General features: G+C 73.6%; 3 protein-coding genes. 1 reads left to right on the top strand and 2 read right to left on the bottom strand.

All coding sequences use genetic code 11. The features are described from left to right. Positions 1-147: 147 nt before the first annotated feature. Together ABH937_RS00610 and ABH937_RS00605 are read right to left on the bottom strand one after the other, a co-directional pair. Positions 148-990: an ABC transporter permease gene (locus tag ABH937_RS00610; RefSeq protein WP_280689076.1), complete on the bottom strand. Its 843-nt coding sequence runs from the start codon at positions 988-990 to the stop codon at positions 148-150. Beyond that, positions 987-2,000, bottom strand: a complete 1,014-nt coding sequence (locus ABH937_RS00605) for an ABC transporter ATP-binding protein (RefSeq protein ID WP_280689075.1) — start codon at positions 1,998-2,000, stop codon at positions 987-989. Before ABH937_RS00605 ends, ABH937_RS00610 begins: the two co-directional genes overlap by 4 nt. A 536-nt stretch (positions 2,001-2,536) precedes the next feature. On the opposite strand from ABH937_RS00605, the gene ABH937_RS00600 reads away from it, so the two are divergent. Then, the gene (locus ABH937_RS00600; protein WP_370216742.1) at positions 2,537-13,231 is read left to right on the top strand and encodes a type I polyketide synthase; all 10,695 of its coding nucleotides are present in this window, start codon (positions 2,537-2,539) and stop codon (positions 13,229-13,231) included. Positions 13,232-13,277: the final 46 nt, after the last annotated feature.

The raw sequence follows: 13,277 nt of genomic DNA, 5'->3' as shown, positions 1-13,277 counted from the left end.
GTTGGAGTCGGCTGCGTTGCGGGCGCCTCGCCGGCCCCGGACCGCGAAAAGGCTTCGGCCCCGCGACCGTTGTGCCGGTCCCGGGGCCGAAGCCGTTGCCGCGCTTCCGTCTCAGGTGAACCCACGCAGGCTGGGCCAGAACTGCGTTCAGTCCAGTGCCCGCTTTCGGAAGCCGCGGATGCCGAGCAGCCCGAACAGCAGGCAGGCGCCGACCAGGGCGGTCGCGTCGATCCAGAGCGGGATCGAGTGCTGGACGGCGTGCGGGATCAGCACGGCCCGCATCCCCTCGCTGACGTAGGTCAGCGGGTTGAGCGCGCAGAGCACCTGGAACGGCCGGACGGCGGCGAGGCCGAACCACGGGAACTGGGTGGCGCCGGTGAACATCAGCGGCGTCAGCACCACCGTGATGATGATGCTGATGTGCCGGGAGTCGACCGCCGTGCCGATGGTCATCCCCACCGTGGCGCCGGCCAGCGAGCCGAGCGCGAGGATACCGGCGATCGGCAGCGCGCTGGAGAGCGGCCAGTGCACGTGGTTGAGCAGCAGGAAGCCGAGCGGGATCATCACGGCGGCGCCGATCATGCCGCGGATCGCCCCGAACAGCAGCTTCTCCAGGGCGACCAGGGCGAGCGGGATCGGGGAGAGCAGCCGGTCCTCGATCTCCTTGGTGAAGGAGAAGTCCACGATGAGCGGGAAGGCCGTGTTCTGCAGGGCCACCAGGAAGCTGCTGAGCGCCACCACGCCGGGCAGCAGCACCTGCTGGAAACCCTCGCCGGTGAAGCCGATGGTGGTCAGCACCTTGCCGAAGACGAACAGGATGAAGAACGGCTCGATGATCACCTGGGCCAGGAACGGCACCAGTTCGCGGCCGGTGACGAAGATGTCCCGCCAGAGGATGTAGCAGAACGCCCAGGCCGCTGAGCCGCCCTTGCGGGGCTTCGCCCGCTCGGCACCGCCGTGCAGGGGCATGGTGGGGGTGGTGGTGCTCAACGGAGTTCTCTCCCGGTCAGTTCGATGAAGACGTCCTCCAGGGTCAGTTCGCCGAGGGACACGTCGTCCAGGTCGCAGTGCAGCTCGGCGAAGACGCCGACGACGGCGGGCAGCGCCGTGGTCGGGCGACCGGTGGTGTAGATCCGCAGCCGGCTGGTGCCGGGCTGGACGTCGCCCTCCTCGTCGGGGGCGACCCGCTCGACCGGCTCGACCCGCTCGACCCCGGCGGTCTTCTCCAGGGCCCGGACCACGTCGTTGAGTTCCGCAGAACCGGCCTCGGCCGCCTCGGGGGTGCGCAGCGTGACCGTCAGGGTGCCGGTGCCGGGCAGCGACTCGGTCAGCGCCGCCGGGGAGTCGAGCGCCAGCAGCTTGCCGTGGTCGACGATGCCGACCCGGTCGCAGAGCTTGGCGGCCTCCTCCATGTCGTGCGTGGTGATCACCACGGTGATGCCGCCCGCGCTCAGCTCGGCCACCCGCTCGTGGACGAAGAGCCGCGACTGCGGGTCGAGACCGGTCGCCGGCTCGTCCAGGAAGAGCACCCGGGGCCGGTGCATCAGCGCGCGGGCGATCATCACCCGCTGCGCCTGGCCGCCGGAGAGCTCGTCCACCCGGGCCTTGCCGTGGTCGCTGAGGCCGACCCACTCCAGGCTGCTGTCGGCCAGCCGGTTGCGCTCGACCCGGCCCATGCCGTGGTAGCCGGCGTGGAAGACCAGGTTCTGCCGGATGGTCAGGGAACGGTCGAGGTTGTTGCGCTGGGGGACGACGGCGAAGTTCCGGTGCGCGGTGGACGGGTCGGCCGCCACGTCGACCCCGAGGATGGTGACGCTGCCCGAGGTCGGCGCCACCCGGGTGGTCATCATTCCCACCGTGGTCGACTTTCCGGCGCCGTTCGGCCCGAGCAGGCCGAACACCTCGCCGGGCCGGACCCGGAAACTCAGCCCGTCGACCGCAGGACGATCGCGATTACGGTATCTCTTGACCAACTGGTCGACCACGACGGCTGAATCCACGGCCTGTGGTGCGCGTGCTGTATTCATTGATGCCTGCGAATCGAGCGGGACGCGATAACGGCGGCATAGGGGTTACGCGGCGAGGAGTTCACGCGCATCCTGATACGACGTCATGCGCCGGTGGAAAGGGACACGGAACCGTGCGCACCATGTATAGCATGGGGAGAGTTGGCCAGCTCCGCCGCAATCCGGCGCTCTCCGGAACAGGGGGGCTAGGGGGCGGCTAGGGGATGTCTCCCACTGGCGGCCGCTGCTAGCGTGGCGGAGCAGCAATTGTGTTCCGCGAGTCCGCCGGAATCATCGCCCAGCAATGACGCGACCGGGCCGGTGGGGTGCGCGAATACCGATGCCGGAACTGTGCGGGACCCCCGTCGGAAATGGCAGAGGTCCTTCCCGGGCGGCGGGGAGCTGCGGGCGCGCGCTTTCATCACGAATCAATTGGTGGTCGATCAATTGGTGGTCATGCCCGGTCCGCTCGACGGCGTCCTTCGGACGTCGGCGGCGACCGGCAGGACCTTCACGGCCGGTTCAGGGGTGTGACGGACAACGTGGAGAACGAAGAGAAGCTCCTCGACTACCTCAAGCGGGCGACCGCCGACCTGCGTGAGACCCGCCGGCGGCTTCGCGATCTCGAGGAGCAGGAGCCCGAGCCGATCGCGATCGTCGGCATGGCCTGCCGCTATCCGGGCGGCGTGCGCTCTCCCGAGGACCTGTGGCGGCTGGTGGCGACCGGTGCCGACGGCGTGTCGGGCTTTCCCGTCGACCGTGGCTGGGACCTGTACGACGAGGACCCCGAGCAGCCGGCCAGCTCCTACACCCGGGAAGGCGGTTTCCTGCACGAGGCCGCCGAGTTCGACCCCGACTTCTTCAACATCTCGCCGCGCGAGGCGCTGGCGATGGACCCGCAGCAGCGCCTGCTCCTGGAGACCTCTTGGGAGGCCTTCGAGCGGGCCGGCATCGACCCCGAGTCGGCGCGCGGCAGCGCCACCGGTGTCTTCGCGGGCCTGATGTACCACGACTACGCCGCCCGCCTGTTCGACGTCCCCGAGGGCGTCGCGGGCTACCTCGGCAACGGCAACTCGGGCAGCGTGGCCTCGGGCCGGGTGGCCTACGCGCTCGGCCTGGAGGGCCCGGCGGTCACGGTCGACACCGCGTGCTCCTCCTCGCTGGTCGCCCTGCACTGGGCGATCCAGGCCCTGCGCGCGGGCGAGTGCTCGCTGGCACTGGCCGGTGGCGTCACGGTGATGTCCACCCCCAACGCCTTCATCGACTTCAGCCGCCAGCGCGGACTCGCGGCGGACGGCCGTTGCAAGTCCTTCGCGGCGGCGGCCGACGGCACCGGCTGGGGCGAGGGCGCGGGCATGCTGCTGGTCGAGCGGCTCGCCGACGCCCAGCGCAACGGGCACCCCGTGCTCGCCGTGGTGCGCGGCAGCGCGGTCAACCAGGACGGTGCCAGCAGCGGACTGACGGCCCCCAACGGCCCGGCCCAGCAGCGGGTGATCCGCCAGGCGCTGGCCTCGGCACGGCTGACGGCCGGTCAGGTCGACGCGGTGGAGGCACACGGCACCGGCACCCGGCTCGGCGACCCGATCGAGGCGCAGGCGCTGCTCGCCACCTACGGGCAGGACCGGCAACGCCCGCTGCTGCTGGGCTCGTTGAAGTCCAACATCGGCCACACCCAGGCGGCGGCCGGGGTCGGCGGCATCATCAAGATGGTGATGGCGATGCGCCACGGCGTGCTGCCGAAGACGCTGCACGTGGACGAGCCGTCCCCGCACGTGGACTGGTCGGCCGGTGCGGTGGAGCTGCTGACCGAGGCGCGGCCCTGGCCCGAGACCGGGCGGCCGCGCCGCGCGGCGGTCTCCTCGTTCGGCGTGAGCGGGACCAACGCGCACATCATTATCGAGCAGAGCATCATCGAGCAGGACCCGGCGGCCACGGCCGGCGGGCCGGGCCCGCTCGCGCGACCGCTGCCGCTGGTGGTCTCAGGGCGGGACGAGCGGTCGCTGCGCGCCCAGGCGGCGCGGCTGGCGGAGCACTTGGCGGGTGAGGCCGATCTGACGGTCGCCGACCTGGGCTTCTCGCTGGCCACTTCCCGCACGGCCTACAAGCGGCGGGCCGCGCTGCTGGTCCGGGACCGCGCCGAGGCCCTGGCGGCCGTCGAGGCGCTGGCGAACGGCGAGTCGGCTTCGCGCGCGGTGCTGGGGACGGCCGGGTCGGCGGGTCGGACGGCGTTCCTGTTCACCGGTCAGGGCAGCCAGCGGGCTGGGATGGGTGGCGAGCTGTACAGCGCTTTCCCGGTGTTCGCTGCGGCCTATGACGCGGTCTGTGCGGAGTTGGACCGGTGGCTGGAGACGCCGCTGAAGGATGCTTCGGCGTTGATCGACCAGACCGGGTACACGCAGCCGGCGCTCTTCGCGCTTGAGGTGGCGCTGTTCCGGCTGGTGGAGTCGTGGGGTGTCCGCCCGGACTTCCTGGCCGGGCACTCGATCGGTGAGCTGGCGGCCGCGCATGTGGCGGGCGTGCTCTCGCTGGCGGATTCGGCCAAGTTGGTCGCCGCGCGCGGGCGCCTGATGCAGGCGCTGCCGGCCGGTGGCGCGATGGTGGCCGTGCAGGCGACCGAGGACGAGGTGCTGCCGCTGCTGGCGGACCGCACTGACGTCGGTATCGCCGCCGTCAACGGTCCGTCGGCCGTGGTGATTTCGGGCGACGAGCAGGCCGTGCTGGAGGTTGCGGAGCAGCTGGCGGCCGAGGGTCGCAAGACGAAGCGGCTCACGGTCAGCCACGCGTTCCACTCGCCGCTGATGGACCCGATGCTCGCCGAGTTCCGTGCGGTCGCCTCGGAGTTGACCTTCAATGCCCCGCGGATCCCGATCGTCTCGACGCTCGACCAGCAGGCCGATCCGACCTCGCCCGAGTACTGGGTGCGCCACGTCCGCGAGGCCGTCCGCTTCGCCGACGCGGTCGTGACCCTGGAGCGCGAGGGTGTCCGCACCTTCCTGGAGTTGGGCCCGGACGGCACGCTGTCCGCTCTCGCGCAGGAGTGCGTGACCGCCGAGGAAAGCGCCTTCACCCCGGTACTGCGCCGCGACCGCGCCGAGCCGGAGACGTTCAGCAGCGCGCTTGCCCAGCTGCACGTGCGCGGCGTCAAGCTCGACTGGCCGGCGGTCTTCGCGGACACGGCAGCCCGGCGGGTCGACCTGCCGACCTACGCGTTCCAGCGGCAGCGCTACTGGCTGGACACCGGCGACTTCCCCGGCGGCGACGTGACCACGGCCGGCCTCGGCGCGGTCGATCACCCGCTGCTGGGCGCGGTGGTCGCGCTGCCCGACGCGGACGGCCTGCTCTGCTTCGGGCGGTTGTCGCTCGACGCGCAGTCGTGGCTGGCCGACCACACGGTGGCCGGCAGCGTGCTGCTGCCCGGCACCGCGTTCGTGGAGCTGGCGGTGGCGGCCGGCGACCAGGTGGGTTGCGGCCTGCTGGAGGAGCTGACGCTGGAGGCGCCGCTGGCCCTCCCGACCGCAGGTGCGCTCCAACTCTGCCTCGCTGTCGGCGAACCGGACGACGCGGGTCGCCGGACGCTGCAGGTGCACTCCCGCCCGCAGGACGAGACGGCCGGCGCGGCGTGGTCCGACCGTCCGTGGACGCGGCACGCGACCGGTCTGCTGGCCGTGGGTGAGCGGGCGGCGTCGTTCGAGCTGACCCAGTGGCCGCCGGTGGGCGCCGAGGCGGTGCCGGTCGAGGGGCTGTACGACGGCCTCGGGCAGGCCGGTTTGGCCTACGGCCCGCTGTTCCAGGGGCTGCGGGCGGCCTGGCGGCGCGGCGGCGAGCTGTTCGCCGAGGTGGCGCTGCCGGAGCAGGCCCGGGAAGCTGCGGCCGCATTCGGGCTGCACCCGGCGTTGCTGGATGCCGCGCTGCACGCGATCGGTCTGGGCGGGCTGCTGGCGGACTCCGGTCAGGGCCGGCTGCCGTTCGCCTGGTCGGGTGTCTCGCTCTTCGCTGCCGGTGCGGCCGAGTTGCGGGTGCGCCTGTCGGCGGCGGGTGCGGACGCGGTCTCGCTGGCGGTGGCCGACGGCACGGGTGCGCCGGTGGCCCTGGTGGACTCGCTGGTGCTGCGGCCGTTCTCGCCCGAGCAGTTGGCGGGTGACGGCGGCCACCAGGAGGCGCTGTTCCGTCCGGAGTGGACGGGCGTGTCGCTGCCGTCGGCCGGTTCGCTCGGCGTGGTGGCGGTGCTCGGTGACGACGGCTTCGGGTTCGCGGATGCCGTGTGCGTCGACGAGTTGGGTGCGCTGGTCGAGGCGGCGCCCGAGACGATCGTCCTTCCGGTGCTGCCGGGTGCTGCTCTCGACGTGGTCGCGGTCACGCATCAGGCTGTGCACCGCGCGCTGGCGCTGGTTCAGCAGTGGCTGGCCGAGGAGGCGTTCGCCGACTCCCGGCTGGTCGTGGTGACGCGTGGCGCGGTGGCCGTCGCCGGCGAGGAGGTCCGCGACCTGCCGTCGGCCGCCGTCCTGGGTCTGCTGCGCTCGGCGCAGTCGGAGAACCCGGGCCGGATCACGCTGGTCGACCTGGACGAGGAGTCGTCGGGCCTGCTGCCCGCCGCCGTCGAGTCGGGCGAGCCGCAGCTGGCGCTGCGCGCGGGTGCGGCCTTCGCCCCGCGCCTGGCGCGGGTGATGGCGGCTGCCGAGGCGCCGGCGCCGGCGCTGGACCCCGAGGGCACGGTGCTGCTGACCGGTGCCACCGGCACGCTGGGCGCGCTGGTGGCCCGGCACCTGGTCACCGAGTACGGCGCGCGCAACCTGCTGCTCGTCTCGCGTCGCGGTGAAGCGGCCCAGGGCGCTGCGGAGTTGGCCGCCGAGCTGGCGGAGCTGGGAGCGGTCGCGAGGTTCGCCGCCTGCGACGTGGCCGACCGCGAGGCGCTGGCCGCCCTGCTCGGTACCGAGCTTGAGCATCCGCTGACCGCCGTCGTGCACACCGCCGGTGTGCTGGACGACGGCGTGATCTCCTCCCTCACCCCCGAGCGCGTCTCTGCGGTGCTGCGCCCGAAGGTCGACGCGGCCTGGCACCTGCACGAGTTGACGAAGGGTCAGAACCTCGCCGCCTTCCTGCTCTTCTCCTCCGCCGCCGGCGTGTTCGGCGCGGCCGGTCAGGGCAACTACGCTGCGGCGAACGGCTTCCTGGACGCGCTCGCCGAGCACCGTCAGGCCGCCGGGCTGCCGGCCGCCTCGCTGGCCTGGGGCCTGTGGGCCGAAGACGGCGGCATGGCTGGCGAGTTGGCCAGTACCGATGTCGAGCGGATGGCGCGCGGCGGTGTGCTGCCACTCTCCGCCACCGAGGGCCTGGCGCTGCTCGATGCCGCCGCGCGCTCCGGTGAGCCGCTGCTGGTGCCGGTCCGGCTCGACCTGGCCGGCCTGCGGGCGCAGGCCGAGGCGGGCCTGCTGCCGCCGTTGCTGCGCGGCCTGGTCCGGGCGCCGCTGCGTCGCGCCGCCTCCGCTGCCGCCGGCGCCGAGTCCACCGCGCTGGGAGCCCGGCTCGCCGAGCTGTCCGAGGCCGAGCAGGACGCGCTGCTCCTCGACCTGGTCCGGACCCACGCGGCGGCCGTGCTGGGCTACGGCGGGCCGGAAGCGGTCGACCCGACCCGTGCCTTCCGCGAACTGGGCTTCGACTCGCTCAGCGCTCTCGAACTGCGCAACAGCCTCACCGCGGCGAGCGGCCTGCGCCTGCCGGCCACCCTGGTCTTCGACCACCCCAACTCGCAGGTGCTCTCCCGGCACCTGCGGGCCGAACTCCTCGGCACGACCGGTCTCGACCAGCCGGCGGCCGCTGTGGCCCGCCCGACGGCGGCCGACGAGGACCCGATCGCCATCGTCGCGATGAGCTGCCGCTTCCCCGGCGGGGTCAGCACCCCCGAGGAGCTGTGGCAGCTGGTCGCCGACGGGCGGGACGCCATCTCGGGCTTCCCCGAGGACCGCGGCTGGGACATCGAGCGCCTCTACCACCCGGACCCGGAACACCCCGGCACCTCGTACACCCGTGAGGGCGGCTTCCTGCACGACGCCGCCGAGTTCGACCCGACCTTCTTCGGCATCAGCCCGCGCGAGGCGCTGGCCACCGACCCGCAGCAGCGGCTGCTGCTCGAGACCTCCTGGGAGGCCTTCGAGCGGGCCGGTATCGACCCGGCCACGCTACGCGGCAGCAGGACCGGCGTCTTCGTCGGCGTGATGTACCACGACTACGCCACCCGCCTCCAGGACGACCCGGCCGGTGGCGAGGGCTACCTGGGCGGCGGCGACACGGGCAGCATCGCCTCGGGCCGGGTCTCCTACACCTTCGGCCTGGAGGGGCCGGCGGTCACCGTGGACACGGCCTGCTCGTCCTCGTTGGTCGCGCTGCACTGGGCGATCCAGGCGCTGCGCAGCGGCGAGTGCACGATGGCGCTGGCCGGCGGTGTGACCGTGATGGCCACCCCCAACACCTTCGTCGGCTTCAGCCGCCAGCGCGGCCTGTCGGCCGACGGGCGTTGCAAGGCGTTCTCGGACGAGGCGGACGGCACCGGCTGGGGCGAGGGCGCGGGCATGCTGCTCGTGGAGCGGCTCTCGGACGCACGCCGCAACGGGCACCCGATCCTCGCCATCGTGCGCGGATCGGCGGTCAACCAGGACGGCGCTTCGAACGGTCTGACGGCGCCGAACGGCCCGTCCCAGCAGCGGGTGATCCGGCAGGCGCTTTCCAGTGCGGGGTTGACCGCCGATCAGGTCGACGCGGTCGAGGCGCACGGCACGGGAACCACGCTGGGTGACCCGATCGAGGCCCAGGCGCTGCTCGCCACCTACGGCCAGGACCACACCGAGGAGCAGCCGCTCTGGCTCGGCTCGATCAAGTCCAACCTGGGCCACACCCAGGCCGCCGCCGGCGTGGCCGGCGTGATCAAGATGGTCATGGCGATGCGGCACGGAGTGCTGCCGCGCACGCTGCACGTCGGCGAGCCGTCCCGGCACGTGGACTGGACCGCCGGCGCGGTGGAACTGCTCACCGAGACGCGGCCGTGGCCGCAGACCGGGCAGCCACGACGGGCCGCGGTCTCCTCCTTCGGTATCAGCGGCACCAACGCCCACACCGTCATCGAGCAGGCCCCGGACGTCGAGCAGGCCCCGGACGTCGAGCAGCCGTCACTGCTCCCGCTCGTCCTGTCGGGCCGGACACCGCAGGCCCTGCGCGGCCAGGCGGCCCGGTTGCGGGACCACCTCGCCGCCCACCCCGGGCCGGCCATCGCGGACCTCGGCTACTCGCTGGCCACGGCACGCGCCGCCTTCGACCACCGTGCCGCTCTGGTGGCGCACGACCGGGCGGAGCTGCTGCGCGGGCTGGAGCTACTGGCGAGTGACGAGGCGACCGTCAGCGCCGGGGTGGTCAGCGGCGGCCGGACGGCCTTCCTGTTCACCGGCCAGGGCAGCCAGCGCGCCGGGATGGGCGCCGAACTGTCCAGCGCTTTCCCGGTGTTCGCGGCGGCCTACGACGCCGTCTGCGCGGAGCTGGACCAGCACCTGGAGACGCCGCTGAAGGACGCCGGCGCGCTGCTCGACCAGACGGCCTACACCCAGCCCGCGCTCTTCGCGATCGAGGTCGCGCTGTTCCGCCTCGTCGAGTCCTGGGGTATCCGCCCGGACTTCCTGGCCGGCCACTCGATCGGTGAGCTCGCCGCCGCGCACGTCGCGGGCATCCTCTCGCTGGCCGACGCCGCCGAGCTGGTCGCCGCGCGCGGTCGCCTGATGCAGCAACTGCCCACGGGCGGCGCGATGGTGGCCGTCCAGGCCGCCGAGGCCGAGGTGCTGCCGCTGCTCGCCGGGCGCGAGCACGAGCTCGGCATCGCCGCTGTCAACGGGCCCACCTCCGTGGTGATCTCGGGCGCCGAGCAGGCCGTGATCGAGGTCGCCGGGCAGCTGGCGGAGCTCGGCCGCAAGACCAAGCGGCTCACCGTCAGCCACGCCTTCCACTCGCCGCTGATGGACGGCATGCTCGCCGAATTCCGGTCGGTGGCCGAGGAATTGACCTTCCACGCGCCGAAGATCCCGATCGTCTCCACCCTCGACCGGAGCGCGGACCTGACCTCGCCCGAGTACTGGGTGCGGCATGTGCGCGAGGCGGTCCGGTTCTGCGAAGCGGTCCAGGCCCTGGAGAGCGAAGGCGTCCGCACCTTCCTGGAGTTGGGCCCGGACGGCACCCTCACCGCGATGGCGCAGGACTGCCTGACCGACGAGACGGCCGCCCTGCTGACGCCGCTGCTGCGACGCGACCGCCCGGAGACCGAGGCCGCCGCCACCGCCCTGGGCCGGCTGCACGTGCGCGGGGTGCGGGTCGACTGGGCGGCGCTGTATGCCGGGAGCGGGGCGCGGCTCGTCGAACTGCCCACCTATGCCTTCCAGCGCGAGCGCTACTGGCCCAGGCCGCAGGCCGGGTGGCTCGGCGATGTCGCCTCCGCCGGCCTCGGGTCGGCGGATCACCCGCTGCTGGGCGCCTCGTTGGCGCTCGCGGACGCCGACAGTCACGTCTTCACGGCTCGACTCGCACTGGACAGCCACCCGTGGCTGGCCGACCACGCGGTGGCGGGCAGCGTGCTGCTGCCGGGCACGGCGTTCGTGGAGCTGGCGATCCGGGCCGGTGACCAGGTGGGTTGCGGGCTGCTGGAGGAGCTGACGCTGGAGGCGCCGCTGGTGCTGCCGGCCAAGGGCGCGATGCAGGTGCAGCTGACCGTCGGCGCGCCCGACGAGAGTGGCGGGCGCCGGCTGGCGGTCTTCTCGCGCCCGGCGGAGGCCGAGCCGGACCTGCCATGGACCCGGCACGCCACCGGCCAACTGGCCGCAGCCGAGCGGACCGCGTCGTTCGACCTCGCGCAGTGGCCGCCGGCGGGCGCCCAGCCGGAGCCGGTCGAGTCGGTCTATCCCGCCTTCGAGGCGGCCGGGTTCGGCTACGGCCCGACGTTCCAGGGCCTGCGGGCGGCCTGGCGGCGGGACGGCGAGCTGTTCGCCGAGGTGGCGCTGCCGGAGGAACACCGTTCGGAGGCAGGCCTGTTCGGTCTGCACCCCGCGCTGCTGGACGCGACACTGCACGCGCTCGGCCTGGGCGGCCTGCTCGGCGAGGAGAGCCGTGGCCGGCTGCCGTTCGCCTGGTCGGGTGTCTCGCTCTTCGCCGCCGGTGCGGCCGAGTTGCGGGTGCGGATCACCTCGCTCGGCGCGGACTCGGTCTCGCTGGCGGTGGCCGACGGCACCGGCGCGCCGGTGGCCTCGGTGGACTCGCTGGTGCTGCGGGCCTTCTCGCCCGAGCAGTTGGCGGGCGACGGGTCCGGCCGGCACGAGGCGCTGTTCCGCTCCGAGTGGACGGGCGTGGCGCTGCCCGCCACCGGTTCGCTGGGCGTGGTGGCGGTGCTCGGGCAGCACGACCTCGGGCTGCCCGGCGCCGAGTGCTTCGACGACCTGGCGACGCTGAGCGAGCTGCTGCCGGACACGGTCGTGGTGCCGGTTGTGCCGGCTGCCGCCGCCGATCTCGCGGTGGCCACCCACGGGGCGGTCCACCGCGCGCTGGCGCTGCTCCAACAGTGGCTGTCCGACGAGGCGTTCGCCGACTCCCGGCTGGTCCTGGTGACCCGTGGCGCGGTGGCCGTCGCCGGTGTGGACGTCCGCGACCTGGCCGGGGCCGCTGTCTGGGGCCTGGTGCGGTCCGCGCAGGCCGAGAACCCGGGCCGGATCACGCTGGTCGACCTGGACCAGGACGTGGCTTCGACGGCCGCCCTGGCCGCCGCCGTCGACACGGGCGAACCCCAACTGGCGCTGCGCGCCGGTGCGGCGCTCGCCCCGCGCCTGGCAGCCGTGGCCACCGGCGAACCCGAGGTCACCCCGGCGTACGACGCCGACGGCACGGTCCTGGTGACCGGCGCGACTGGCTCGCTCGGCCGCGCGGTGGCCCGGCACCTGGTGGCCCGGCACGGCGTGCGGCACCTGCTGCTGGTCTCGCGTCGTGGTGAAGCGGCCGAGGGCGCGGCGGAGTTGGCCGCCGAGCTGGCGGAGCTGGGTGCGGTCGCCAGGTTCGCCGCCTGCGACGTGGCCGACCGCGAGGCGCTGGCCGCCCTGCTCGGCACCGGACTCGAGCATCCGCTGACCGCCGTCGTGCACACCGCCGGTGTGCTGGACGACGGCGTGATCTCCTCGCTCACCCCGGAGCGGCTCGACACCGTCCTGCGCCCGAAGGTGGACGCGGCCTGGCATCTGCACGAGCTGACGAAGGATCAGAACCTCGCCGCCTTCGTGCTCTTCTCCTCCGCCGCCGGCATCTTCGGCAACGCGGGCCAGGGCAACTACGCCGCCGCCAACGCCTTCCTGGACGCGCTCGCCCAGCACCGCCGGGCCGCCGGGCTGCCGGCCGCCTCGCTGGCCTGGGGCCTGTGGGCCGAGGACGGCGGGGGGATGGGCGGCGAGCTGGACGAGGCCGACGCCCGCCGGCTGAACCGCGGTGTGGCGGCGCTCTCGGTCGAGGAGGGCCTGGCCCTGCTCGACACGGCCGTCGGCCTGCCGGACCCGGTGCTGCTGCCGGCCCGGCTGGACCTGGCCGGACTGCGGGCCCAGGCGGCCGAGGCGGGCGAGGTGCCCGCGCTGTTGCGGGGCCTGATCCGCCAGCCGGCACGGCGCGCGGCCGGCAGCGCGGCCGCCGACCCGGGCACCGCGCTGGTGCGGCAGTTGACCGGTCTGGCCATCGAGGAGCAGGAACGCATCCTGCTGGAGCTGGTGCGCGGGCAGGTCGCCGCGGTGCTCGGCTACTCCGGTGGTGCGGCCGTCCAGCCGGCGGCCAGCTTCCGGGAGTTGGGCTTCGACTCGCTGACCGCCGTCGAGCTGCGCAACCGGCTGAACGCGGTGACCGGCCTGCGGCTGCCGGCCACGCTGGTCTTCGACTACCCGAGCCCGGCCGAGCTGGCCGGGCAACTGCGGGGCGCGCTGCCGCTGGACGAGCAGGCGGCCGGGGACGGCGTCTTCGCCGAGCTGGACCGCCTGGCGCAGGCCCTGGCGGCCACCCCCACCGACGAGGAGACCGGCACCCGGGTCACCCTGCGCCTGCAAGCGCTGCTGGCCCAGTGGCGGGACTACGTCGGTGCGGACCAGCACCCGGCGGAGGACGACACCGACATCGAATCGGCCACCGACGACGAGCTGTTCGACCTGCTCGACGACGAGCTCGAAACCTTCTGACCGGGCTTCCGGGCCCCCAGTACGCAGGCGCGACCCCTTTTCCGCA

This window comes from Kitasatospora sp. GAS1066B, from assembly GCF_041262605.1.
GTDB lineage: Bacteria > Actinomycetota > Actinomycetes > Streptomycetales > Streptomycetaceae > Kitasatospora.
This window is presented reverse-complemented; position numbering and strand designations above follow the sequence as displayed.